Below are 24,620 nucleotides of genomic sequence, written 5' to 3'. Positions count from 1 at the left end.
CGCCCCAGCATGCGGCCCGGCGCGGGCCCCGGCCTGCCGCTGCTGCGCCGAACGGGCTGCCGACGGGCGGCGGCGAACAAGTTACAGATGACAGCTTTCAGATAACAGATTTTGAAATCTGTTATCTGAAAGCTGAAATCTGAAAGTTGTCATCTGTTCGCGAACCACGCGCACATCGCCGCAGCGCCGCCCGGGTCGACGACCTCACCCCCGCGGCCCCCCACGGGAGTTGACGAATCGGCCGACCGTCAGGTTGATTGGACCCGCCCTGAGCGATGCAGCGGCCGGAGCAGGAGGGCTTCCTCACCGCCCAGGCCCGCCGGGGCGCGGTGGTCGCCGAGTTCGGCCCGACCGAGGCCGAACACTTCTTCGCCGTCCGGGCGTCACTGGAGGCCCTCGCCGCCCAGCTCGCCGCCCAGCACGCCACCCCGGCGGGCCTGAAGTCCCTCGAACGCATCCTGGCCCGGACCCGGAAGGCGGCCGAGGCGGGGCGGCTGCGCGAGACGGTGGGCCTCAACGCCGACTTCCACCGGGCGATCGTCGAACTCTCCGGCAACCCACTGCTCCAGGACATGACGGCCCCGCTCAACGGCCGCCTGCGCCGACTCTTCCGCCTCACCTCCGGCCCGGAGAGCACGTCCCCGATGTGCAGCGAGCACGAGCAACTGCTGGCCGCCATCCGCTCCCACGACCCCCAGGCCGCCGCCGACCTGGCCCGCCGCCACGTCGCCGGCACCCGCGCCTTCGCGCTCACCGCCCTGGGCGACTGACCCGCCCGGCCCGCGTCCCTCCTGCACCGGCCCGGCACGCGACCTTCCTGCACCGGCCCGGCCCGCGCCACCGAACCGGCCCGGAAGGGCACCTGCCTCGCCATGTGCGAGCCCTCACCAGCCCTGGGCCGGTGGAACGCTCAACGTCCCACCGGCCCAGGGGTGTTCATCGCGCGACGGCGCGCTCGACCGGGATCCAGAGCTGGGCCTCGGCGTCACCGGTGCCGGGGACGAAGCGGGTGCGCAGGATCTCCGGCCCCGGCCGGAACTCGTACGGGTTGGACGGGAACCACTGGGTGAAGACGTCCCGCCACATCTCCTGGAGGGCCTTCGGGAAGGTCCCGGTGCTGGAGAAGACCGCCCAGGTGCCCGCCGGTACCTCGCGGACGTCCAGGCCCTCCGGGACGACGACGTCCGTGTCCGCCACCACCGCGTGGTAGTAGTCGAGTTCGACGCCCTCCTCGCGGCTCTCCGAGAAGAACTCGGTGACCGAGAGGATGCCTTCCGGCTCCCGGCCCGAGAGCGCCGAGATCCGGTCGACGGTCTCCCGACCGAGCCCTTGGATGAACGAGGCGATGGCCGGGTTCACACCCTCGTGCACCAGCGGGACCCGCGCCCGCCGGCCGACGATCCGGAAGTCCGGCTGTTCGATGATCCGGTATTCCATACTGCTGCTTCCTTCCACGACGAGTCGGAAGGACATCCGGGGCTGGGACTTGAGCACCGCACCGTCGCGCCGGGCCTCGCCCGGCCCGACCCCGTGCATCGCCCGGAACGCCCGGGCGAACGCCTCCCCCGAGGTGTAGCCGTACCGGTTCGCGATGTCGAGCAACGTCCGCTCGCCGCCGATGACTTCGGCTCCGGCGACGGTCAGCCGCCGACGCCGGACGTACTCCGACAGCGGCATCCCGGCGAGCGTCGAGAACAGCCGCCGGAAGTGGTACTCCGACGTCATCGCGATCCGGGCCAGTTCGGAGACCTCGACCTCGTGGTCCAGGTCCCGTTCGATGTGCTCCATCGCCCGGTTCAGGTGCTCCAGCATGCCGACCCCGTCCTTCCCTTACTGATCACCACCGTAGGAAGGACCCACCCTGCCGCACCCGACAATCGGTGCCCGCTCCGGTCGGGTGCGGCAGGGTGGTGACGGACGACGATGGGGGGCAAGCAGCCTGGCTCAGATCACGCCCTGGGCCAGCATCGCGTCCGCGACCAGCTCGAAGCCGGCGATGTTCGCGCCCACCACGTAGTCGCCCGGGTGCCCGTAGCGCTCGGCGGTGGTGAAGCAGGAGTCGTGGATGTGCTTCATGATCCCGGCCAGCCGCTCCTCGGTACGGGCGAAGGTCCAGGAGTCGCGCGAGGCGTTCTGCTGCATCTCCAGCGCACTGGTGGCGACGCCGCCCGCGTTCGCCGCCTTGCCCGGGCCGAAGGCCACCCCGGCCTCCTGGAACACCCGTACCGCCTCCGGGGTGGTGGGCATGTTGGCGCCCTCGGCGACCGCCTGCACCCCGCCCCGCACCAGGGCGAGCGCGTCCGCCTCGGTGAGCTCGTTCTGGGTGGCGCAGGGCAGCGCCACGTCGCAGGGCACGCCCCACACGCCCGGGCCCTCGACGAACCGGACGTGGCTGCCGCGCAGTTCGGCGTAGTCGGTGACCCGGCCGCGCCGGACCTCCTTGACCTCCTTGAGGAGGGCGAGGTCGATGCCCTTCTCGTCCACCACGTAGCCGGTGGAGTCCGAGCAGGTGAGCACGGTCGCGCCGAGCTGCTGCGCCTTCTCGATCGCGTAGATGGCGACGTTGCCGGAGCCGGAGACGGCGACCCGGCGCCCGTCCAGGCTCTCGCCGCGGCTGTGCAGCATCTCGGCGGTGAACATCACGCAGCCGTAGCCGGTCGCCTCGGTCCGGGCCTGCGCGCCGCCCCAGCCGAGGCCCTTGCCGGTGAGCACGCCGGTCTCGTAGCGGTTGGTGATCCGCTTGTACTGGCCGAACAGGTAGCCGATCTCCCGGCCGCCGACGCCGATGTCCCCGGCCGGGACGTCGGTGTGCTCGCCGAGGTGGCGGTACAGCTCGGTCATGAAGGACTGGCAGAACCGCATGATCTCGGCGTCCGAGCGGCCCTTGGGGTCGAAGTCGGAGCCGCCCTTGCCGCCGCCGATCGACAGCCCGGTGAGCGCGTTCTTGAAGATCTGCTCGAAGCCGAGGAACTTGACGATGCCGAGGTTCACCGACGGGTGGAAGCGCAGCCCGCCCTTGTACGGGCCGAGGACGCTGCTGAACTCGACCCGGAAGCCGCGGTTCACGTGGATGTCGCCGGAGTCGTCCGTCCACGGGACCCGGAACATGAGCTGCCGCTCGGGCTCGCAGATCCGTTCGATGATCCGGGCGTCGACGAACTCGGGGCGGCGGGCGAGCACCGGCCCGAGAGTCTCCAGGACCTCGTGGACCGCCTGGTGGAACTCCGCCTCGCCCCGGTTGCGGCGGACCACGTCCGCGTAGAGCGCCTCGATCACGCGCTGCTCGGCGTCGAAGGAGGTCGGCGAGGTCGGGGAGGTGGCGGCGCGGGAGGTGGCGGCGTGGGAGGTGGTGGGCATCTGATCAGGACCTTCCGTGGTCGTCGGTGCTCGTGCGCGAGGCGTTCCCGTGCCCAGGAAACGGGGGAAGTCTCGCAGTGTCCACAACCCGGCTCCCGAGGCATCCACATGCTGAAACCCCCGCGCCCCGCGGACCGTACGATCCACCAGCGCCCTCGCGTCCGTACGGAGTCCGGCTGAACCGACGTCCGCACGCGAAGCCTCCGCCGCCCAGCCCCGGACGATCGTCACGGAACGTAGGCGCCCCGCTGGGAAAGCGGCGGGAACAGGTGGGGCACGGGCGGTGTTGTGCGCCTCCGTAGCTGTATCGGGCACAGACGGTATGCAGTTGTTCAAATTGGAACCAACGAGTACGGTCGACATCCGATCCACCCGATCTCCTGTTCATCTGCTCATCGACTCATCGACGGAGGCCCACCCATGCCGCAGCCCGGCCCCGCCACGGTGCGCTCGCGCGTGCGCATCCCGCTGACCTTCCCCGACGGCTACCGCGCCGAGGCGGAGGCCTTCACCTTCCACGGCCTGGCCGACGGCGCCGAGCACCTGGCCCTCGCGTTCGGCGAGGTGCCGGAGGGCGGGACGCCGCTGGTGCGCCTGCACTCGGAGTGCCTGACCGGCGACGTGTTCGGCTCGGACCGCTGCGACTGCGGCCCGCAGCTGCGCGAGTCGGTCGAGCGGATCACCGAGGCCGGCGGCTACCTGCTGTACCTGCGTCAGGAGGGCCGGGGCATCGGGCTCTACAACAAACTCGAGGCGTACGCCCTGCAGGACTCCGGGTTGGACACGTACGACGCCAACACCGCGCTCGGCCTGCCCGAGGACGACCGGGACTACACCGCGGCCGCCCAGATGCTCACCGCGCTCGGCGTCACGGGCACCGCCGACACCGACACCGCCAGCACCATCGCCAGCACCACCGACACCACCGACACCGCTGACGCCACCGCCGGCGCCACGGGCATCGACCTGTTGAGCAACAACCCCGACAAGGCGGCGCAGCTGTCCGACCTCGGGATCACCGTGCGGCGGCGGGTGCCGACCGGCGTCCACCTGTCCGCGAGCAACGTGCACTACCTGCGGGCGAAGGTTCGCGGAACGACCCTCTCACTCGCCCACGATCTTCTGCAGGGGCGCGTCAGCTGACCGAAGGCCCGGCACAGGCGGGCGGAATGCGGCCGTCAGCCGTCCGATCCCCGCCGGCGGACCGTACGCAGCACCCCGTACGCCGCGACCGGGAGCACCACCAGCAGGGCGGCCCAGAACGCGCCGTGCCCCCAGAGCTCCGCGACGGCCGTGAACTGCCCCTGGAACACCGGGATCCGCAGTGCCTCGATCGGGCCGAGCGGTCCGGGCCAGGCGCCGAGCACCAGGGTGGCGGGGATCCAGCAGCAGAGCAGCACCCGGGCGGTGGTCGGCGTTCCCAGGGTGCTCGCGCACGAGACGACGGCCAACAGGACGGCGAACCCGGCCTGGTAGGCCGCGCCGCTCTGGCCGGTCCCCCAGGAGGCCGGCGTCGGGTGGTGCCCGGTGGCCGCCAGCCGGACCTCGACCGCGGCCCACAGCAGCAGGACCAGCACGCCGGTGCTCCCGAGCGCGAACAGCGCACGGTCCCGGGCACCCGCCGCGCCCGTCCGCCACTGCCCGCCCTGCTGCCGAACCGTCGCACCGCGCCCGGCGAGTCGCCGCCAGGCCTCCCGGGCCTGCCGCCGGGCCTCGTGCGCGGGTTTCAGCAGCCGGTTCGCCGCGCGCTCGATCAGCGCGAGCGACACCAGGACCGCCACCACCGCCGCGATGCCGGCCCAACTACCCATCCCACCCTCGAACATGACCACCCGCTCGGCCACCGGCTTCGGCATCCGCAGGCCCGTCATCGGCGGCCCGAGCCGCAGGTAGCCGATGGCGAAGGCCCCGACGCCGGTCAGGGCCGCCGTGCCGAGGCCGACCCGGGCGGGGAAGAAGGCGAGGACGGCGGCGGCGACCAGCGCCGCGCCCAGTTGGCCGACCGCCTGCTGCGCCGCGTGCTCGCCGGCCTTCTTCAGCGGCCCGCCGAGGGCGCCGTCGGGCGAGATCTTGAGCTGGACCCCGGCCTCGACGGGGTAGCGGAACACCGCCCCCGCCCACAGCAGCAGTCCGAGGGCGAGGAACAGCAGCAGGACGGCGCCCGCCCGGCGCGGCAGGCCGATGCGGGCGTGCGGCCACCACGCCCGCAGCCGGGTCGGCCAGTCCAGCGACGCCCGCCCGCCCGCGCGCTGCCACAGCCGCCCCCACCAGTGGTCCCGGTCGACCCGGCCCTCCCGCTCCTCCCCCTCGGGGCGCTCCGCCCGGCCCCGGCCGCGCGGGCGCAGCGTCTCGGCGGCGACCAGGGCCGCGCGCCCGGCGCTCTCCCCCGGGTCGGCGCTCACCGCCCGCCGCCGCAGCGCCGACCAGCGGCGTCGGACCGCCTCCGGTGCGGCGATCGGGTCCGGTGCCGGGCGGCGCACCGCGGCGCGGACGGCCGTACGGACGCCGGAGCCGGCGGCCAGCGCCGCGTCCACCACCGCCGCCGCGACCAGGGCGGCGAGCTCCGACACCCGCTCGGGCAGCGGCAGCCGGTGCAGGGCGGCGGGCAGCGGCGAGAGCCGGCCCAGCAGCCGGTCGCGTTCCTCGGGGCGCACGCTCAGCCACACCACCAGCCGGTGCGCCTCCTCGCGTTCCTGCGGGCTGAGCCCGTCACCGCCCCGCCGGCCGCCGCCGACGGTGCGCGCCGCGCGGTCCACCTCGGCCAGGACGTCCGGGAGCCCGGCCAGGGCGAGCAGCCGGGAGCAGTGCTCGCCGGAGCACTCGGGGTGGAAGCAGTCGTAGCGGGCGGCGACGGCCGGGGCGCCGACCTTGACCAGGGCGTCGATGAACGCCGCGCCGCCCGCCTCGGTGGCGATGCGTTCCAGCCCGGGGGTGTCGATCGGGCGGTCGAGGTAGTACGGGGTGGCGGCGGGGGCGAACGCGGCGCCGAAGGCGAGCACCGCCAGGGCGGCCACGGCGTCGCGGCGGGAGCCGGGCGCCCGGGCGACGTCGGTGAGGTGGTGCAGGTCGAAGACGTTGTCCTGGACGTCGTCGCGCAGCCAGTCGCGCAGCCGCTCCGCGCCCCCTGCGGATAGCCAGCGGGCCGCGTCGCCGGAGCGCCGGAGCAGGACCTCGGCGAGCTTGGCCGGGTCGCTGAAGGGGGCGCCGAAGAAGGTGATCGGACGGTGCGCGGCGCGGCCGCCGCCGTCCGGCCTGGACTGCCGCCGGACCACTGCGGGGCTGCCGCCGGCCAGCCAGCTCCGGACCTGCGGGGCGGTCCACCGGTCCTCCGGATTCTTGGTGAACAGACCCTGGAGGAGCAGCAGTTGGCGCTGGTCGGCGACGGCGGAGAGGTCGACCTCGTCCCCCAGGACCAGTTCCAGCTGCAACGCCTCGTCGCTGATCAGCAGGCCGTCCGCGCCGAGGAAGCGGGGGCGGCCGACGAACAGCTCGTACAGGACGTTGCCGAGCGCCCACCAGGGCCCGGCCTCGTGGTTGCGACCCGCCAGGAGCTCGGGGGCCATGTACGGGATGGTGACGATCGTCTCGGGCGTGAAGCGGCGGCTGGCGGTGAGCCGGGCGACGCCGCCGAAGTCGGCGATCACGAACTCCCCGGGCGCGCGGCCGGGGCGGACCAGGATGTTGGCCGGCTTGAAGTCGAGCGGGTTGCGCTCGATCCGCCGCTGCCAGAAGTCGAGCAGGGCGACGAGCTCGTCGACGATCCACTCGGCCTCCCGCCGGTCGGTGTGCCGGCCGCGCTCCCGCAGGTCGGCGAAGTGGTCGGCGAGGGTGACCGGCAGGTACTCCATGGCCACCCAGTCGAGTTCGGTGCCGTGGTGGCCGACCCGACCGAAGTCGACGATGTGCGGGACGTGGCGGCGGTAGTCGTCGTTGCGCAGGTAGGCGAGCAGGGCAGCGTCCATGGACTGGCCGGCGGCGGCCACCTTGACCGCGGCGTCGCCGCCGCCGTCGGTGCGCCGGACGTGCCAGACGGTGCCCTCGGTGCCGGAGCCGGCCACACCCTGCGGGGCGAAGCGGCCCCGCAGGGCGTCCGGGAAGGCGCCCGCGAACCGTCCGCCGGCCGGCCCCTCGCCGTCCGGCACCCCTTCGGCGGACCCCGCACCGCCCGGCACGCCGTCCGCGGCGCCCTCGCCGCCCCGGCTGGGACCGGGGCCGATCCGGTCGGCCCAGGCGGGGGTGGCGGAGCGCCCGGCACCCGCGCGTCGCTGGACCCTGGTCGGGGCCTCCGGATCGACCCGCTCCGGCCTGGCCCGCTGCACCCTGGTCGGCGCCTCCGGATCGAAACGGGCGCCGCCGCCGTCCGGTGCCTGCCGGGTCGCGGCGTCGGGGTCCGCCCGGGTGCGCGGGACGGCGCCGAGCCGGGACGGCCGGTCCGGCACGACGCCGAGGCGCCGCCCCCACGGCCGCCGGTCCACCCTGGTCCGGGGCTCGGGCCGGGATCCGGCCCCGCTCTCCGACCAGGGCTCCGCCCGGCCCTCGTCGGCCGGGCCCGCGTCCTCCGGTGTGGCCATGCGGCGCTCTCCTCCCCGCTTCCCGGGGCCCGCGCACGGGGCGGCAGCCACGCGCACACCGGCCCCGGGTGGTGATTTTGACGCGTCATCATCCCGCATGGTGGGCCGCGGTGTTGGCCGCTTTCCGGAACGCGGCCGAGTGGTTGCGCCACCGCCGTCAGGCGCGGACGTGGTCGGGCTCGGGGCCTCGCCGTCGGGGCCTTCGACGGCTGGGCCCTCGACGCCTCAGCCCTTGATGCTTGAGCCCTCGGCGCTTGAGCCCTCGATGCTTGAGCCTCCGATGCTTCAGCCCTCGGCGCTTGAGCCTCCGACCGGGCGCCCCTGGGGCTCCTCCGTGATCCGACGGGCGATCTCGCCCGGGCGCACCGGGCGGCCGAAGTGCCAGCCCTGTGCCCAGTCGCAGCCGATGGTCCGCAGCCGCTCGGCGTCCTTGCGGGTCTCCACGCCCTCGGCGGTGACGGTCAACCCGAGCGCGTGCGCCATCGACACCAGGCCGCTGACGATCCGCCACCCGGTGGACTCGTCCTTCGCCGGATCGTGCAGGTCGCCGACGAAGGACCCGGCGATCTTCAGCCCGGAGACCGGCAGGTCGCGCAGGTAGGCGAGGTTGGACCAGCCGGTGCCGAAGTCGTCCACCGCCAGCGAGACGCCGAGGTCCACCAGCCCGTGCAGGGTGCGCAGCGCCTCGTCCTCGGGCCCGACCACGGTCGACTCGGTGATCTCCAGCTGCAGCCGGGCCGGATCGAACCCCGTCGTGTCGAGGATCCGGCCGAGGTCGGTGACCAGCGCCGCGCTGCGCGCCTGGCGCACCGCCAGGTTGACGTTCAGCTGCGGCGCGGCGTCGCCGAACCGCTTGATCCAGTCCGCGGCCTGGCCGCAGGCCTGCTCCAGCACCCAGCGCCCGAGCGGCATGATCAGCCCGGTCTCCTCCGCGGTGGTCACGAACTCGTCCGGACCGAGCACGCCGAGCTGCGGGTGGCGCCAGCGCACCAGCGCCTCCACGGCGGCCAGCCGGCCGTCCGCGAGCGCGTACAGCGGCTGGTAGTCGATGAAGAACTCGCCCTGGTCCAGAGCGGCCGGCATCCGGACCGACACCGCGTAGCGGCTGACGGCGCGGGCGTTCTCCTTGGGGTCGAACAGCGTCCAGCGGCCGCGGCCGGCCTCCTTGGCCCGGTACAGCGTCAGGTCCGCGGCCCGGACGGCGGCGCCCGGGGTGGTGGTGGACACCCGCCGCTCCAGCACGCCGACGCTGGCGCCCACGGCCAGCTTGTGGTCACCGATCAGCACCGGCCCGGCCAGTGCCTTGAGCACCGTCTTCGCCGCCGCGACCGCCTCCTGCTCACCCCGGCAGTTCTCCAGCAGCACCACGAACTCGTCACCGCCGAGCCGGGCGACCAGGTGGCCGAGCGGGCTGAGCGCGGCCTTCAGGCGGGCGGCCACGGCGGACAGCAACTGGTCGCCGGTGTCGTGGCCGAGGCTGTCGTTGACCACCTTGAAACCGTCGAGGTCGACGTAGCAGAGGCCGAACCTGGCGCCCGGCTCCGGCTCCTCGAACAGCTTCTCCAGCCGTTCGAAGAAGGCGGCCCGGTTCGGCAGGCCGGTCAGCGAGTCGTGGGTGGCCTGGTGGCGCAGCCGCTCCTGGAGCCGGTAGCGGTCGGTGATGTCCTCCAGCATCGCGACCTGGTACTGCGGGATGCCGTCGTCGTCGCGGATCAGCGAGACGGTCAGGTGGGTCCAGACCACCTCGCCGTCCTGGCGGTAGTACGGCTTGTCGAACTGGAAGTACTCCCGCTTGCCGCTGATCAGCTCCTCGTAGGCCTCCCACACGCCCGGGGTGTCCTCGGGGTGCACGAGGTCGCCGACCCGGCGGCCGGTCATGTCCTCCGGGGCCGCGCCGAACAGCTCCTGGAGCGCCTTGTTGACGGCCAGGATGTTGCCGTCGGTGTCACCTATGCCGATGCCGATGGCCGCGCTCTCGAACAGCGCGCGGAAGCGCGCCTCGGAGGCGCGCAGCGCCCGCTCGGCCTCCTTGCGGGCGGTGTCGGCGGCGGTGCGGATCGCCTCCTGCTCACGCAGTGTGCGCTCACGCAGGGCGGCCGCCCAGCCCGCCGCGAAGGCGCCGGTCAGGGCCGGGCCGCGCGCGTCGCCGACCGGCTGGGCCTGCAGCAGTTCCACTGCCCTGGCCAGCAGCACCGGGTCGGTGAAGTGCGCGTCGACCAGCTCCGCGCCGGCCTGCGCGGCGAGCCGGGGCTCGAACGGCTCGTCCTGCTGGGCGCGGTGGAGCAGGGCGGCGGTCCGGGCGACCAGGCCGCGGAGCAGCCCGGGGTGGACGGCCATGCCGTGGTCGGCGGAGAGCAGGCGCGCCCAGGCCTCGTGGAACCGTTCGGCGCTGTCGGACACCGGGATGGTGCTCATTCGTCCACCAGGGTGGGCGCGGTTACGGCGGCGGGGTGCGCGGTCGCCGCCGCGGGGGGCGCGGTCACGGCGGCTGGGTGCGCGGTGGCGGCGTCAGACCGGGCGGGGGGCGCGACGGTGCGCCCGACGGCCGCTTCGCGGAGCCCGCGGCCGTCGGTCCCTCGCCAGATCCGTCCGCTCAAGGGCGGAACCCTACGCCCGCCACCCCGGTCATCCGCTCCGGGTGCTCGCCGACCGCCTCCGGCTGGTCCGGATGCCACTGCGGCAGGTAGACCACGCCCGGTTCGATCAGTTCGAACCCGGCGAACATGCCGGTGATCTGCTCATGGGTGCGCATGGTCAGCGGGGTCGGCGTCCTCTGGTAGAGCTTCTGATGGTCCTCCGCCTGGTCGGGGCGGCCTTCCAGCGAGGCGTGCGAGAGGACGAGCGCGCTGCCGGGCGGGAGCGCGTCGCGGATCGTGCCGATCAGCTTCCACGGGTCCTCGTCGTCGGTGACGAAGTGCGCGACGGCGACCAGCAGGACGGCCACCGGCTCGCCCTGCGCCAGCAGCCCGGCCACCTCGGGGCGGGCCAGCAGGTCGTCGACGTCGCGCAGGTCGGCCTGGACGACGTCGCTGCCCGGGTCGTCCTCCAGTAGCAGGCGGCTGTGCGCGACGGCGACCGGGTCCCGGTCCACATAGACGACCTGGGCCTCGGGGCGGACCGCGCGGACTATCTCGTGCACCGCGCCGAAGGTCGGGATGCCGGAGCCGATGTCCAGGAAGCGGGTGACGCCGCGCTCGGCCAGGAAGGTCACGGCCCGGCGGAGGAAGGCCCGGTTGGAGCGCATGATCTGCGGCAGCTCCGGCCACAGGGCCATCGCCTTGCGCGCCATCTCCCGGTCGACCTCGAAGTTGTGCGAGCCCCCCAGGTAGTAGTCGTAGACCCGCGCGGCGTTCGGTTTGTCCAGGTCCGTGCCCTCCGGTACCCAGCTCGGTCGCCGCATGCCTGTGACTCCTTCACTCCGGTTCTGGGGATGCAGCGCCTCGCGGCGACTGCATATGACAGATGAGACTACAAGCACGGAAGATCCTCCCCCGCACCCCGAACGGGTGCAAGCGGAACGTCTCCGTCCTGACGTGCGGCGTTTTTTGAAGCGTTCGCCTCCCGTCCGGCCGGCGCGCGGGGACCACCGGCCGGCGGCGTCGGGGACCGCCCCCTCACCCGCGAACCGCAGGTCGGGCGCCAATTCGACGGATCCCCCGAGGTGTTGAGTTGAACGGCGCCCGTCGAAAGCCGCCGCCGCCCCGGCCGGACCGGGCCGGGACCGGACTAGGGTGGGGCGCGTGGACCCCAACCACTACCGCTTCCGGGGCGTGTGGCGGCTCTCGGCGCCGGCGCCCGCTGTGTACACGACACTGGAAGACGTGCAGAGCTACCCACTGTGGTGGCCCGAGATCCTCGACGTGCGGCAGACCGGCGAGGACTCCGGGGAACTGGTGGTGCGCGCGCTGCTGCCGTACCGGCTGGTGATCGGGCTGGAGGCGCGACGGCACGACCCGGCCGCCGGCGTACTGGAGGCCGCCATGCGGGGCGACCTCAACGGGTGGTCGCGGTTCACCGTCACCCCGGACGGCGCGGGCAGCCGGGTGCTCTTCGAGGAGGACACCCGACCCGGAAAGCCCCTGCTGCGCCGCCTCGCCCTGCCCCTGCACCCACTGTTCCGGGCCAACCACGCCGTGATGATGCGCCGGGGGCGAAGGGGGCTGGCGGCGCATCTGGGTGGCCGACAGATCACAGGGGACAAGTAACAGATAACAGCGAACAGATAACAGATTTCGACATCTGTTATCTGTTCGCTGTTATCTGTTCGCCGCCAGCTCCGCCCTGGTGACCACGGGGCCGGTGGCGGTTAGCGTGGCGGCGCACCCCCGAGCCGCCGGAGGACCGCCATGCCCACCACCGCACCCGACGCGTTCGGCTTCGCGGCCCCCTTCGACCGGGCCGGGACGGGCAGCAGCAAGTGGGCCCGCGCGGGGGCGCCCGGGGTGATCCCGATGGGCCTGGCGGACATGGACCTGCCCGGGCCGCCGGCCGTGGCCGAGGCGCTGGAGCGCCGGGTCCGGCACCGTGCGTACGGGTACACGGTGTGCGACCCGGCCGGGCGGGCGCTGGTGGCGCGCTGGTACCGCACGCGGCACGACGTCGAGGTGGACCCGGACTGGGTCCTGCTGCTGCCGTGCGGTCCCCGCACCGCCGTGCGCCTGCTGCTGGAGACCGTACGACCGCAGGCGCCGGTGCTGTTCCCGACCCCGGAGTGGGGCGGCTTCGCCCAGCTGTGCCGGGCGGCCGGCCTCCCGTACCGGGAACTGCCGCTGGCCGCCGGCCCGGACGGCTACCGGCTCCCGGACGGCCCGCTCGCCGGCCCAGCCGGAGCCGTGCTGCTGAGCAGTCCGCACAACCCCTCCGCCCGGGTCTGGCCGGCCGCCGAACTGCGGGCCCTCGCCGAACGGGCGGCGGAGGCGGGCGCGCTGCTGGTCTCGGACGAGGTGCACGGCGATCTCACCCACCCCGGGTACGTCCACCCGGTCGCCGTGACCACCGTGGACCCGGCGCTCCGGCCCCGGGTGGTCACCCTGAACTCGGTGGGCAAGACCTTCAACTCCTCCGGCGTACCGAGCAGTTTCGCGCTCGTCCCGGACCCGGACCTGCGGGCCCGGTTCACCGAGGTGCTGGCCGGATTCGGCCTCTGGGAGGGCGGCCTGCTGGAGCAGACCGTCCAGCGGGCGGCGCTGGAGGAGGGCGGCCCGTGGCTGAACGCGCTGCTCACCCACCTCGCCGCCGCCCGGACCCGGCTCACCGACCGGTTGGGACCCGCCGTCCGCTCCGCGCCGCAGGCCTCCTACCTGCTCTGGCTGGACGCCGCCGCCCTGGGCCTGCCGCCGGCCGGGGCCCGCCGGGCGCTGCTGGAGCGCTGCGGCCTGGAGGCCTCGGACGGCGCCGAGTTCGGCCCCGGCGGCCGGGGTTCGCTGCGGCTGAACTACGCCCTGCCGGGCCCGGTGCTGGAGACCGTCCTGGAACGTCTGAACCGCCTGTGATCCCACCGCCAAGCCACGGCCAAGCCACCGCCAAGCCGCCTCCAGGCGCCGCCGGACCGCCCCGCAACCACCCCGAAGCCATCCCTCCCACCGCCCCGGAAGCTGCTCCCGCAACCACCCCGGATCCCCCGATTCACCCGATCGCACCACCCCTGACCTGCGGAAACGAACGTTCACACGATATTTGCGAAGCGCTCCCGCATGCTCCGTAGCAGACTGGGCAAGGTAGTTCGGGCCGCAATCGTGACCCCGAGGATGGTAAGTCCGGTGATACCGACATCCCGTACCACTCCGCCCGACCGGCAGAGCCCCCCATCGCCCCCGACCGGGGTGACCCCGTTGACCGAGTCGGGGGCGCGCAGCCACGTGTCGGGCGTCTGCTTCAAGATCGGACCGCCCCGCCTGGTGGGCGTCGAGGTCGAGTGGTTCGTCCACGACGACCGATGTCCCGACAAGCCCGTCCGGCCCGAACTGGTCGACCGCGCACTGGCGTCGCTGCCACTCGGCGGCCCGGACGGCGACTCGCTCCCCTCCGGTTCGCGTCTCACGCTCGAACCCGGCGGTCAGGTAGAGCTCAGCTCCCCGCCCGCCACCGGCCTCCTGGCCTGCGTCGAGGACACCCGACGCGATCTGACCGCCCTGCGGGCCGCCTTCGCGGCGCAGGGCCTGCGACTCACCGGCACCGGGACGGACCCGCTGGCCCGCCCCCGCCGGATGGTCCTGGACCACCCCCGCTACCGGGCGATGGAGCGCTTCTTCGACTCCGCGGGCCCCTGGGGCCGGATCATGATGACCGGCACGGCGTCGGTGCAGGTGTGCCTGGACGCCGGCGACGCCGGCGGCCCGCACGCGGTGGAGCGCCGCTGGCGGCTGACCCACCTGCTCGGCCCGGTGCTGGTCGCCGCCTTCGCCAACTCCCCGCTGCTGGACGGGAGACCAACCGGTCACCGGTCCACCCGGCAGACCGTCTGGTCCCAGATGGACCCGACCCGCACCCTCGCCCCGGAGCCCGACCACGGCGACCCGAGCGAGGCCTGGGCACAGTACGTGCTGGACGCCCAAGTGCTGTGCGTACGCCGCCCGGAGGGCCTGCCGTGGACGGCCCCGCCCGGGCTGACCTTCCGCGACTGGGTCCGGGGCGCCGGCGAACGCCCGCCCACGCTGGCCGACTTGGACTACCACCGCACCACCCTGTTCCCGCCGGTGCGCCCGCGCGGCCACCTGGAGCTGCGGATGATCGACGCCCAGCCCGGGGACGGCTGGGTGGTGCCCACCGCACTGGTCACCGCGCTGCTGGACGACCCGGTGGCCGCCGACGCCGCGCTCGCCGCGCTGGAGCCGCTGGCGTGCCCGGGCGGTCCGCGCCCGCCGCGCAGCGACGTCTGGCGCCGGGCCGCCACGCTGGCCGTCGCCGATCCCGAGCTGCGCCGCGCCGCCCTGACCTGCTTCGCCACCGCCGACGCCGCGCTGGGCCGCCTGCCCGGCGCCGGGCGGCTGCGCGCCGCCGTCGCCGAGTTCGCCGAGCGCTACCCCGCGCGCGGCCGCTGCCCGGCCGACGACCAGCTGGACGCCCTGCGCTCCGGCACCCGACGCACTCCTCCGGAGGAGGCCGCACCATGACCGACGTCCGACCCCCTGCCGCCCCGGCGGCGGGCACCGAGTCGCTGCGCGAGACCATCGCGGCCGAGCTGCTGGCCGCCCGCGCCCGGACCGCCGCGCTGACCGACTGCGTCGAGGACGGCGACCTCACCGCCCAGCACTCGCCGCTGATGTCCCCGCTGGTCTGGGACTTGGCGCACATCGGCAACCAGGAGGAACTCTGGCTGCTGCGCAACGTCGGCGGCCGCGACCCGATGCACCCGGAGATCGACCCGCTGTACGACGCCTTCCAACACCCCCGGGCCGAGCGGCCGAGCCTGCCGCTGCTGCCGCCCGCCGAGGCCCGGGCGTACGCGCACGAGGTACGCGGCCGGGTACTGGACCTGCTGGCGGCCAGTCCGCTGGAGGGCGCACCGCTGCTGGACGCCGGGTTCGCCTTCGGGATGATCGCCCAGCACGAACAGCAGCACGACGAGACGATGCTGATCACCCACCAGCTGCGGAAGGGGGAGCCTGCGCTGGCCGCTCCCCCGCCGCCGCCCGCCCCGGCGGACGCGGCCGCCCTGCCCGCCGAAGTGCTCGTCCCCGCAGGGCCGTTCACCATGGGCACAGACACGGAGCCGTGGGCGCTGGACAACGAGCGCCCGGCGCACGTGGTCGACCTGCCGGCCTTCCTGCTGGACACCACGCCGGTCACCAACGCCGCGTACCAGCGGTTCATCGCGGACGGCGGCTACGACGAACCGCGCTGGTGGACGGCGGAGGGCTGGGAGCACCGCCGGCGCGCCGACCTGACCGCCCCGCTGTTCTGGCGCCAGGAGGACGGCCAGTGGCTGCGCCGCCGGTTCGGCACCGTGGAGCCGGTCCCGGCGGACGAGCCGGTGCTGCACGTCAGTTGGTACGAGGCGGACGCCTACGCCCGGTGGGCGGGGCGGCGGCTGCCGACCGAGGCGGAGTGGGAGAAGGCCGCCCGGCACGACCCCGCCACCGGCCGCTCCCGCCGCTACCCGTGGGGGGACCAGGCCCCCGGCCCGGAGCACGCCAACCTCGGCCAGCGGCACCTGCGCCCGGCCCCGGCCGGCAGCTACCCGGAGGGCGCGTCCCCGTACGGTGCACGGCAGTTGATCGGTGACGTGTGGGAGTGGACGGCCAGCGACCTCCGCCCCTACCCCGGGTTCCGGGCGTGGCCGTACCGGGAGTACTCGGAGGTCTTCTTCGGGCCCGAGTACAAGGTGCTGCGCGGCGGCTGCTTCGCGGTGGCGCCGGTCGCCTGCCGGGGCACCTTCCGCAACTGGGACTACCCGGTCCGGCGGCAGATCTTCTCCGGGTTCCGCACCGCCCGCGATCTGGAGTCAGCCTGATGTGCCGTCACCTCGCCTACCTGGGTGAGCCGGTGGCGCCGCAGGAGCTGCTGGTGCACCCGCCGCACGGGCTGTACCGGCAGTCCTGGGCGCCCCGGGCGCAGCAGTACGGCACGGTCAACGCGGACGGCTTCGGCCTCGGCTGGTACGCGGACGGCGACGAGGTGCCCGCCCGCTACCGCCGGTCCGGGCCGATCTGGGCGGACGCCGCGTTCGCCGACCTCGCCCGGGTGATCCGCACCCGGGCGCTGCTGGCGGCGGTCCGCTCCGCCACCGACGGCTGCGCGGCGGGCGAGGCTGCGGCCGCGCCGTTCGCCGCCGGGCGCTGGCTGTTCAGCCACAACGGCGCGGTGGCGGGCTGGCCGGGCAAGCTGAACGCCCTGGCCGCCCTGCTTCCGCCGGCCGAACTGCTGGACCTGGAGGCCCGCTCCGACTCGGCGCTGCTGTGGGCGCTCGTCCTGCACCGACTGCGGGCGGGGGCCGGGCTCGGCGAGGCGCTGGCGGACACCGTCGCGGACGTCACCGCGCACACCACCGGCCGACTCAACCTGCTGCTCACCGACGGCCACGCGATCGCCGCGACGGCCTGGGGCGACACCCTGCACCACCGCACCCTGCCCGGGCTCGGCACGGTGGTGGCCTCCGAGCCGTACGACGACGCCCCCGGCTGGACGGCCGTCCCGGACGGCTCGCTGGTGATGGTCGAGGGATCCGACGTCACCGTCCGTCAACTCCTCGGCCACCACTGATCCTCCACCGTCCATTCATCTTCTGAACAGAGGACCACCCTGTCATGGACACTTTCGATCTCACCCGACTGCTGCCCTCCGACCACTTCAGCACCGCGTTGCGCCACGACGTGCAGCGCGGCCTGACCTCCGAACCCAAGTGGCTGCCGCCGAAGTGGTTCTACGACGCGCGGGGCAGCGAGCTGTTCGAGGAGATCACCCGACTGCCGGAGTACTACCCGACCCGCGCCGAGCGGGCCATCCTGACCGCCCGGGCCGGCGAGATCGCCGCCGCCACCGGAGCCCGCACCCTGGTCGAACTGGGCTCCGGCTCCTCCGAGAAGACCCGGCTGCTGCTGGACGCGCTGCGCGCACTCGGCACCCTGGAGACGTACGTCCCGGTGGACGTCAGCGAGAGCGCGCTGACCGCCGCCGGCGCCGCGCTCGCCGCCGAGTACCCCGGGCTCGCCGTGCACGGCGTGCTGGCCGACTTCACCGCACGGCTCGGCCTGCCCCCGGACGGCGGCCCCCGGCTGGTCGCCTTCCTCGGCGGCACCCTCGGCAACCTGCTGCCCGACGAGCGGGCCGCCTTCCTGCGCGGGCTGCGCGCCGCCCTCGACCCGGGCGACTTCCTCCTGCTCGGCACCGACCTGGTCAAGGACCCGGCGGTGCTGGTCGCCGCCTACGACGACGCGGCCGGGGTGACCGCCGAGTTCAACCTCAACGTGCTCAACGTGCTCAACCGCGAGCTGGGCGCCGACTTCGACCCGACCGCGTTCGCGCACGTCGCGCGGTGGGACCCGGAACGGGAGTGGATCGAGATGCGGCTGCGCTCGCTGCGCGCGCAGACCGTGAAGATCCCGGCCCTGAACCTGCCGGTGCACTTCGACCGGGGCGAGGAGCTGCGCACCGAGGTGTCGGCCAAGTTCCGCCGGGAGCGAGTGGCCGGGGAGCTGGCGGCGGCCGGACTGCGGCTGAGCCACTGGTGGACGGACGAGGAGGGCCGGTTCGGGCTGTCGCTGTCCGCCCCGGCGTGAGCCCTGCGGCGGCCGGCACAAATGCCGCCCCATTTGCTTGTTCACCTTACTAATGCTCAGAGCAAGAATTGAGGTTCCTACGTACAAGCCTTAAACGAATAGGGGTTACGATCTCGGCACCGAGCTCAGCGTTGAGTACCAGGAGTCAAGATCATGAGCGCCCCCCAGAAGCCCTCCGAGGCGGTCGAGGCGGTCGAGGCCCCCGCGCCCGACCGCCTCGGCTTCGTCGTCTTCATCACCGCCGCCGCAGCCCTCGGCGGGTTCCTGTTCGGCTACGACAGCTCCGTGATCAACGGCGCCGTCTCCGGGATCCAGGACAAGTTCGGCGTCGGCGACGGCGTGACCGGTCTGATCGTCTCCTCCGCCCTGCTGGGTTCGGCGATCGGCGCCGCGCTGGCGGGCCGGTTCGCCGACCGCTACGGCCGCATCAAGGTCATGAAGGCGGGCGCGCTGCTGTTCGCCGTCAGCGCGGTCGGCTCGATGCTCCCCTTCTCCGCCTGGGACCTCGCCTTCTGGCGCGTCCTCGGCGGCGCGGCCATCGGCATCGCCTCGGTGATCGCCCCGACCTACATCGCCGAGGTCGCGCCCACCAAGTACCGGGGGCGGCTGGCCTCCTTCCAGCAGGCCGCGATCGTGCTCGGCATCGCGATATCCCAGTTGGTCAACTGGCTGCTGGCGAACACGGCCGGCGGAGACACCCGCGGCCAGCTGCTCGGCCTGGAGGCCTGGCAGTGGATGCTCGGCATCTGCGTCGTCCCGGCCGCGGTCTACTTCACGCTCGCCTCGGTGATCCCCGAGTCCCCGCGCTACCTGATCCAGGCCGGTCGCCTGGACGACGCCCGCGCCGTGCTCGCCGACGTCGAGGGTCAGGGCGTCGACACCGACGCCCGGATCGCCGAGGTCCAGGGGCTGATCGCCTCCGACCACCGCCCGCGCTTCCGCGACCTGCTCGGCGGCCGCTTCGGCCTGCTGCCGATCGTCTGGGTCGGCATCGGCCTGTCGGTCTTCCAGCAGCTGGTCGGCATCAACGTGATCTTCTACTACTCGTCGATCCTGTGGCAGTCGGTCGGCATCGACCAGAGCAACTCGCTGCTGATCAGCTTCGTCGGCTCGGTCATCAACATCCTCGGCACCGTGGTCGCGATCCTGCTGGTGGACCGGATCGGCCGCAAGCCGCTCGCCCTGATCGGCTCGGCGGGCATGGCCGTCGCGCTCGGCGCGGCCGGCTGGGCGTTCTCCTCCGCCACCGGCAGCGGCGGCAACGTCACGCTGCCCGACCTCCAGGGCACCGTCGCGCTGGTCGCCGCCAACGCCTTCGTGCTGTTCTTCGCGATGTCCTGGGGCGTGGTCGTCTGGGTGATGCTCGGCGAGATGTTCCCGAACCGCATCCGGGCCGCCGCACTGTCCGTCGCCGCCTCCGCGCAGTGGATCGCCAACTGGGCGATCACCGTCTCGTTCCCGTCGATGTCGCGCTGGAACCTGTCCGCGACCTACCTGGTGTACGCGGCGTTCGCGGCCCTGTCGATCGTCTTCGTGGCGAAGTTCATGAAGGAGACCAAGGGCGTCCGCCTGGAAGACATGGGCTGATCCGACCGTCGGACCTTTCGGCCCCCGCACCCTAGCGCCATCAGCGCCGGTGCGGGGGCCGAATCGTTTACTCCCTGCGGCGGTGTGGGCACCTCCGGTACTCCTGTTCGCCAGGAGGGATGTGTCCTTGATCTTCGACCGGCTTCGCGCCCGCAGACCCGCCGCCCCTGCCGGCGGCTGCCCGTACGCCCACACCCACGTTCACGCCCCGGTCTGGCCCCCGGCTCCGGTGGCCGCGAACACGGCACCGGCCCCGGCACCCGCCGAACCACCGTCGGCGCCACCGCCGTTCACCGATCCGGAGCAGGCCGCCGAGTTCATCCGGCGGTTCCACGGCGAACAGCCCACCGCCGGCCCCGCCGACGCCCGGATACGGATACGGAGCGTCCTCGACGAGATCGACCGCACCGGCACCTACGAGCACACCCCCGCCGAACTGGCCTACGGCGCCAAGCTCGCCTGGCGCAACGCCGCCCGCTGCATCGGCCGGCTGTACTGGCGCAGCCTGGTGGTGCGCGACCTGCGGCACCTCGGCTCGGCCGACGACATCGCCGCCGAGTGCTTCGAGCACCTGCGGCTGGCGGGCAACGGCGGGCGGATCCGCCCGGTGGTCTCGGTGTTCGCCCCCGACCGCCCGGGCCGCCCGGCCGCCCGCATCGTCAACCAGCAACTGGTCCGCTACGCCGGCCACCGGGTCGACGGCGGCGTCGTCGGCGACCCGGCCGGCGCCGCGCTCACCACCCGCGCGCGCGACCTCGGCTGGAAGTGCGCCGAGGACCGCTTCGAGGTACTGCCCCTGCTCGTCCAGGAGCGCCCCGGCGAACGCCCCCGCTGGTACGAGCTGCCGGACGACACCACGCTGGAGGTGCCGCTCGCCCACCCCGCGTACGACTGGTTCGCCGACCTCGGCCTGCGCTGGTACGCGGTGCCCGCGATCAGCGACATGACGCTGGAGATCGGCGGCGTCCGCTACCCGACCGCGCCGTTCAACGGCTGGTACATGGGCACCGAGATCGGCGCCCGCGACCTCGCCGACGCCGACCGCTACGACATGCTCGCCACCGTCGCCGAGCGGCTGGACCTGGACACCTCCAGCGACCGCACCCTCTGGCGCGACCGCGCGCTGATCGAACTCAACATCGCGGTGCTGCACTCCTTCCAGGAGGCCGGGGTGACGATCGCCGACCACCACACCGAGTCCGCGCGGTTCCTCCGGCACGTCGCCCAGGAGAAGCGGCTCGGCCGGCCGACCCCGGCGGACTGGAGCTGGATCGTGCCCCCGGTCTCCGGCGGGCTCACCCCGGTCTACCACCGGTACTACGACGCGGTGGACCCGTCGCTGCGGCCGGCCTTCGTGCCGCGCGAACCCTGGTGAGGCCCACCGGGTGAACGCGGGCCCGTGGCTGCCCGGCGCACGTCCGGACATCCGGCGGGCTCACCCCGGACGTACGAAGGCTCGACGGACCCGCGAACGCCCGCCCCGCCTACGGGCGTTCGGCCTACCACTGACCGGCTTGCGGACGTTCGGCCTACGACTGCCCCGCCTACGGGCGTTCGGCCCACGACGGCCCGGCTTGCGGGCGTTCGGCCTACGACGGCCCGGCTTGCGGGCGTTCGGCCTACGACGGCCCGGCTTGCGGGCGTTCGGCCAGGCGCTCGAAGCGCAGGACGAGCCCGTCGAGCAGTGCCTCCAGGCCCGTCTCGAAGGCGCCCTCGTCCACCGTCCCGCGGTGTCCGGCCAGCCGGTGCGCCTCGCCGAGGTGCGGGTAGTCGGCCGCGTCGTACACCTCGGCGTCCGCGGGGAAGCCGGCCGCGAAGGAGGCCAGCGCCGATCCGGTGACGAAGTAGCGCATCAGCGCGCCGATCCGGGTGGCCTGGCCGCGCGGCCAGCCGGCCTCGACCAGGTGGCCGAAGACGGCGTCGGCCAGGCGCAGCGCGTTCGGCCGGCGGCCCGGGCCCTGGGCGAGCACCGGCACGATGTTGGGGTGGGCGGCGAGCGCGGCGCGGTAGGAGCGGGCCCAGTCGCGCAGCGCGTCCGGCCAGGGCGTCGCCCGACCGCCGGGGGCGCCGAACATCGACAGGTCGACTTCGCCGATCACGCTGTCCACCACCGCGTCCAGCAGTTCGTCCTTGGTGGCGACGTGGTTGTAGAGCGAGGGCCCGCTGACCGACAGTTCGGTGGCGAGGCGGCGGGTGGAGAGGGCCGCCAGGCCCTCGGCGTCGATCAGTCGCAGAGCGGCGGCGACGATGCGCTCGCGGCTGAGCAGCGGGGTGCGCGGGCGGGCCATCGGGGTACGTCCTCCGGTTCCTCCGGTCGGGTGGGGCGGCGACCGATTCTGACAGGTGCCCCTTCCCAGCGCGGGCCGGCCGGGGCTACAGTCCCTCCATAAAACTTGCAGCGCTAGTTTAAGGGATCGGGAGCCGCCGTGAACCTGGAGCTGTCCGCGGAGCAGAGCGCCGTCCGGGACCTCGCCGCCTCCTTCACCGACCGCGAGATCGCGCCGTACGCCGCCGAGTGGGACCGCGCCGAGTCCGTCGACCGCGCGATCATCGGCAAACTCGCCGCACTCGGCTTCCTCGGCCTCACCATCCCCGAGGAGTACGGCGGCAGCGGCGGCGACCACCTCGCGTACTGCCTGGTCCTGGAGGAGCTCGGCCGCGGCGACTCGGCCGTCCGCGGCATCGTCTCGGTCACGCTCGGCCTGGTCGCCAAGTCGGTCAACGGCTACGGCACCGAGGAGCAGAAACGGCACTGGCTCCCCCGGCTCACCTCGGGCGAGGCGCTCGGCTGCTTCGCCCTCACCGAGCCCGGCACCGGCTCCGACGCGGCCAACCTCACCACCCGCGCCGTCCGGGACGGCGACGACTGGCTGATCAGCGGCGCCAAGACGTTCATCACCAACGGCACCTGGGCCGACGTCGCCCTGGTCTTCGCCCGCACCGGCGGCGACCATCCCGAGCACCAGGGCCACAAGGGCATCACCGCCTTCCTCGTGCCCACCGGGCTGCCCGGCTTCACCCGCACCGAGATCCACGGCAAGCTCGGACTGCGCGGTCAGGCCACCGCCGAACTCGCCCTCGACAACGTCCGGGTGCCCGACAGCGCCCGGCTCGGCGAGGTCGGCAAGGGGTTCCGGGTGGCGATGTCCGCGCTGACCAAGGGCCGGATGTCGGTCGCGGCCGGGTGCGTCGGCATCGCCCGCGCCTGCCTGGAGGCCGCCGTCCGCTACGCCGGCGAGCGCGAGCAGTTCGGCAAGCCGATCGCCTCGCACCAGCTCGTCCAGGAGCTGCTGGCCGGCATCGCCGTCGACGTCGAGGCCGCCCGGCTGCTCACCTGGAAGGTCGCCGACCACATCGAACGCGGCCTGCCGTTCGCCACCGAGTCCTCGGTGGCCAAGCTGTACGCGAGCGAGGCCGCCGTCCGGGCCGCCAACAACGCGCTCCAGGTGTTCGGCGGCTACGGCTTCATCGACGAGTACCCGGTCGGCAAGTACCTGCGCGACGCCCGGGTCATGACGCTCTACGAGGGCACCAGCCAGATCCACCAACTGCTCATCGGCCGCGCCCTGACCGGCGTCGACGCGTTCTGACCACACGTTCCGACAACACGTCAACACCCGCTGAAAACACCGCTGTTCCGTCTGCTAAGGAGCCCGACGACGTGCGTCCCGTCTACTTCGCCGCAGCCCGCCGCACACCCATCGGCCGGCTGCGCGGAGCGCTCGCCACGGTCCGCCCGGACGACCTCTCGGCCACCGTGCTGCGCGCCCTGCTCGCCGACGTCCCCACCCTCGACCCCGCCCGCATCGACGACGTCTACTGGGGCGCCGCCAACCAGGCCGGCGAGGACAACCGCAACGCCGCCCGGATGGCCGTCCTGCTGGCCGGCCTGCCGGAGACCGTCCCCGGCGCCACCGTCAACCGGCTGTGCGCCTCCGGCCTGGAGGCCGTCACCCTCGCCGCCCGGGCCATCGGCTCCGGCGAGGCGGACGTCGTCCTGGCCGGCGGCTGCGAGTCGATGACCCGCGCCCCCTTCGTCCTCCCCCGCCCCGACGAGGCCCTGCCGCACCGGATCGAGACCTACGACACCCGGCTCGGCTGGCGGCTCACCAACCCCCGGATGGCCGACCTGCACGGCGTGCTCAGCATGGGCGAGACCGCCGAGGAGGTGGCGAGCCGGTACGGCATCGGCCGGGAGCGCCAGGACGCCTTCGCGCTGCGCAGCCACCAACGGGCCGCCGCCGCCCGCAAGGACGGCCACTTCGACGCCGAGCTGATCCCGGTCGAGCGGCCCGACGGCGTGACGGTCGGCCAGGACGAGGGCATCCGCGAGGACACCAGCCTGGAGAAGCTCGCCCGCCTCAAGCCCGCCTTCCGCCCCGGCGGCACCGTCACCGCCGGCAACGCCTCGCCGATGAACGACGGCGCGGCCGGGCTGGTCCTGGTCAGCGAGGAGGCGCTGCGCGAGCTCGGGCTGCGGCCGCTCGGCCGGTACGTGGCCGGCGCCTCCGCCGGGGTGCACCCCGACATCATGGGAATCGGCCCGGTGCCGGCCACGCAGAAGGTGCTCGGCCGGGCCGGCTGGTCGCTCGCCGACCTCGACACCGCCGAGCTGAACGAGGCCTTCGCCGCCCAGGCCCTGGCCTCCGCCGACGGCCTCGGGTTCGACCCGGAACAGGCCGACGAACTGGTCAACCCGAGCGGCGGAGCGATCGCGCTCGGCCACCCGCTGGGCGGCTCGGGCGCGCGCATCCTCACCACCCTGCTGCACCGGATGCGCCGCACCGGCGCCCGGCGCGGCCTCGCCACCATGTGCGTGGGCGTCGGTCAGGGCACCGCCGTCCTCGTCGAGAACGTCCTCTGAGGGAGCACCGGAAGTGACTGAAGT

General features: G+C 73.8%; 18 protein-coding genes. 12 read left to right on the top strand and 6 right to left on the bottom strand.

Annotated elements, in window-relative coordinates; all coding sequences use genetic code 11:
* Nucleotides 1-275 precede the first annotated feature (275 nt).
* Entirely contained in the window at nt 276-770 is a 495-nt protein-coding gene (locus P3T27_RS17890) for a GntR family transcriptional regulator (RefSeq protein WP_280679563.1), read from the top strand.
* A 166-nt stretch (nt 771-936) separates the two neighbouring features.
* Here the strand turns inward: P3T27_RS17890 and P3T27_RS17885 are convergent, their stop codons facing one another.
* Both P3T27_RS17885 and gdhA read right to left on the bottom strand, forming a co-directional pair.
* Nucleotides 937-1,812, bottom strand: coding sequence for an AraC family transcriptional regulator (locus tag P3T27_RS17885; RefSeq protein ID WP_280679561.1), 876 nt, complete (start codon nt 1,810-1,812; stop codon nt 937-939).
* Between the two features lie 132 nt (nt 1,813-1,944).
* Nucleotides 1,945-3,357, bottom strand: coding sequence for an NADP-specific glutamate dehydrogenase (gene gdhA / locus P3T27_RS17880; protein ID WP_280679559.1), 1,413 nt, complete (start codon nt 3,355-3,357; stop codon nt 1,945-1,947).
* Nucleotides 3,358-3,777: 420 nt separating this feature from the next.
* On the opposite strand from gdhA, the gene ribA reads away from it, so the two are divergent.
* Nucleotides 3,778-4,500: a GTP cyclohydrolase II gene (gene ribA / locus P3T27_RS17875; RefSeq protein ID WP_280679557.1), complete on the top strand. Its 723-nt coding sequence runs from the start codon at nt 3,778-3,780 to the stop codon at nt 4,498-4,500.
* A 35-nt stretch (nt 4,501-4,535) separates the two neighbouring features.
* On the opposite strand, the gene P3T27_RS17870 is transcribed toward ribA, so the two are convergent.
* From P3T27_RS17870 to P3T27_RS17860, 3 genes are all read right to left on the bottom strand, one after another.
* Nucleotides 4,536-7,928, bottom strand: coding sequence for a hypothetical protein (locus tag P3T27_RS17870; protein WP_280679555.1), 3,393 nt, complete (start codon nt 7,926-7,928; stop codon nt 4,536-4,538).
* A gap of 285 nt (nt 7,929-8,213) precedes the next feature.
* Nucleotides 8,214-10,343 carry an EAL domain-containing protein gene (locus P3T27_RS17865; protein ID WP_280679552.1) on the bottom strand — a complete coding sequence of 710 codons (2,130 nt, stop codon included), beginning with the start codon at nt 10,341-10,343 and terminating at the stop codon, nt 8,214-8,216.
* A gap of 178 nt (nt 10,344-10,521) precedes the next feature.
* Nucleotides 10,522-11,328 carry an SAM-dependent methyltransferase gene (locus P3T27_RS17860; protein ID WP_280679550.1) on the bottom strand — a complete coding sequence of 269 codons (807 nt, stop codon included), beginning with the start codon at nt 11,326-11,328 and terminating at the stop codon, nt 10,522-10,524.
* 340 nt (nt 11,329-11,668) lie between these two features.
* On the opposite strand from P3T27_RS17860, the gene P3T27_RS17855 reads away from it, so the two are divergent.
* From P3T27_RS17855 to P3T27_RS17820, 8 genes are all read left to right on the top strand, one after another.
* The gene (locus P3T27_RS17855; protein ID WP_280679548.1) at nt 11,669-12,133 is read left to right on the top strand and encodes an SRPBCC family protein; all 465 of its coding nucleotides are present in this window, start codon (nt 11,669-11,671) and stop codon (nt 12,131-12,133) included.
* A gap of 141 nt (nt 12,134-12,274) precedes the next feature.
* A complete protein-coding gene (locus P3T27_RS17850) occupies nt 12,275-13,420 on the top strand; it encodes an aminotransferase class I/II-fold pyridoxal phosphate-dependent enzyme (RefSeq protein WP_280679546.1) in 1,146 nt (381 codons plus the stop codon).
* Nucleotides 13,421-13,750: 330 nt separating this feature from the next.
* Entirely contained in the window at nt 13,751-15,040 is a 1,290-nt protein-coding gene (egtA, locus tag P3T27_RS17845) for an ergothioneine biosynthesis glutamate--cysteine ligase EgtA (protein WP_348534110.1), read from the top strand.
* A complete protein-coding gene (egtB, locus tag P3T27_RS17840) occupies nt 15,037-16,380 on the top strand; it encodes an ergothioneine biosynthesis protein EgtB (protein WP_280679542.1) in 1,344 nt (447 codons plus the stop codon). The genes egtA and egtB overlap by 4 nt, the downstream gene beginning before the upstream one ends.
* A complete protein-coding gene (gene egtC, locus P3T27_RS17835; RefSeq protein WP_280679540.1) occupies nt 16,380-17,129 on the top strand; it encodes an ergothioneine biosynthesis protein EgtC in 750 nt (249 codons plus the stop codon). Before egtB ends, egtC begins: the two co-directional genes overlap by 1 nt.
* A 44-nt stretch (nt 17,130-17,173) precedes the next feature.
* Complete coding sequence (egtD, locus tag P3T27_RS17830) at nt 17,174-18,145, top strand: L-histidine N(alpha)-methyltransferase (protein ID WP_280679538.1); 972 nt, start codon at nt 17,174-17,176, stop codon at nt 18,143-18,145.
* A gap of 153 nt (nt 18,146-18,298) precedes the next feature.
* The gene (locus P3T27_RS17825) at nt 18,299-19,732 is read left to right on the top strand and encodes a sugar porter family MFS transporter (protein ID WP_280679536.1); all 1,434 of its coding nucleotides are present in this window, start codon (nt 18,299-18,301) and stop codon (nt 19,730-19,732) included.
* Between the two features lie 121 nt (nt 19,733-19,853).
* Nucleotides 19,854-21,107 carry a nitric oxide synthase oxygenase gene (locus P3T27_RS17820; RefSeq protein WP_280679534.1) on the top strand — a complete coding sequence of 418 codons (1,254 nt, stop codon included), beginning with the start codon at nt 19,854-19,856 and terminating at the stop codon, nt 21,105-21,107.
* Nucleotides 21,108-21,351: 244 nt separating this feature from the next.
* On the opposite strand, the gene P3T27_RS17815 is transcribed toward P3T27_RS17820, so the two are convergent.
* On the bottom strand, nt 21,352-22,020 hold the full coding sequence (locus P3T27_RS17815; protein ID WP_280679532.1) for a TetR/AcrR family transcriptional regulator: 669 nt from the start codon (nt 22,018-22,020) through the stop codon (nt 21,352-21,354).
* A gap of 138 nt (nt 22,021-22,158) precedes the next feature.
* On the opposite strand from P3T27_RS17815, the gene P3T27_RS17810 reads away from it, so the two are divergent.
* Together P3T27_RS17810 and P3T27_RS17805 are read left to right on the top strand one after the other, a co-directional pair.
* Complete coding sequence (locus tag P3T27_RS17810; protein WP_280679530.1) at nt 22,159-23,322, top strand: acyl-CoA dehydrogenase family protein; 1,164 nt, start codon at nt 22,159-22,161, stop codon at nt 23,320-23,322.
* A gap of 71 nt (nt 23,323-23,393) precedes the next feature.
* Nucleotides 23,394-24,596: a thiolase family protein gene (locus tag P3T27_RS17805; protein ID WP_280679528.1), complete on the top strand. Its 1,203-nt coding sequence runs from the start codon at nt 23,394-23,396 to the stop codon at nt 24,594-24,596.
* Nucleotides 24,597-24,620 lie beyond the last annotated feature (24 nt).

The organism is Kitasatospora sp. MAA19, assembly GCF_029894125.1.
GTDB lineage: Bacteria > Actinomycetota > Actinomycetes > Streptomycetales > Streptomycetaceae > Kitasatospora.
The sequence above is the reverse complement of the archived record's forward strand: the minus strand, read 5'-3'. Positions and strand labels throughout refer to the sequence as shown.

Excerpts from the sequence above, each read along its gene's own strand:
- P3T27_RS17890 (WP_280679563.1), top strand. The coding sequence starts at position 276 with ATGCAGCGGCCGGAGCAGGAGGGCTTCCTCACCGCCCAGGCCCGCCGG.
- P3T27_RS17885 (WP_280679561.1), bottom strand. The coding sequence starts at position 1,812 with ATGCTGGAGCACCTGAACCGGGCGATGGAGCACATCGAACGGGACCTG.
- gdhA (WP_280679559.1), bottom strand. The coding sequence starts at position 3,357 with ATGCCCACCACCTCCCACGCCGCCACCTCCCGCGCCGCCACCTCCCCG.
- ribA (WP_280679557.1), top strand. The coding sequence starts at position 3,778 with ATGCCGCAGCCCGGCCCCGCCACGGTGCGCTCGCGCGTGCGCATCCCG.
- P3T27_RS17870 (WP_280679555.1), bottom strand. The coding sequence starts at position 7,928 with ATGGCCACACCGGAGGACGCGGGCCCGGCCGACGAGGGCCGGGCGGAG.
- P3T27_RS17865 (WP_280679552.1), bottom strand. The coding sequence starts at position 10,343 with ATGAGCACCATCCCGGTGTCCGACAGCGCCGAACGGTTCCACGAGGCC.
- P3T27_RS17860 (WP_280679550.1), bottom strand. The coding sequence starts at position 11,328 with ATGCGGCGACCGAGCTGGGTACCGGAGGGCACGGACCTGGACAAACCG.
- P3T27_RS17850 (WP_280679546.1), top strand. The coding sequence starts at position 12,275 with ATGCCCACCACCGCACCCGACGCGTTCGGCTTCGCGGCCCCCTTCGAC.
- egtB (WP_280679542.1), top strand. The coding sequence starts at position 15,037 with ATGACCGACGTCCGACCCCCTGCCGCCCCGGCGGCGGGCACCGAGTCG.
- egtC (WP_280679540.1), top strand. The coding sequence starts at position 16,380 with ATGTGCCGTCACCTCGCCTACCTGGGTGAGCCGGTGGCGCCGCAGGAG.
- egtD (WP_280679538.1), top strand. The coding sequence starts at position 17,174 with ATGGACACTTTCGATCTCACCCGACTGCTGCCCTCCGACCACTTCAGC.
- P3T27_RS17825 (WP_280679536.1), top strand. The coding sequence starts at position 18,299 with ATGAGCGCCCCCCAGAAGCCCTCCGAGGCGGTCGAGGCGGTCGAGGCC.
- P3T27_RS17815 (WP_280679532.1), bottom strand. The coding sequence starts at position 22,020 with ATGGCCCGCCCGCGCACCCCGCTGCTCAGCCGCGAGCGCATCGTCGCC.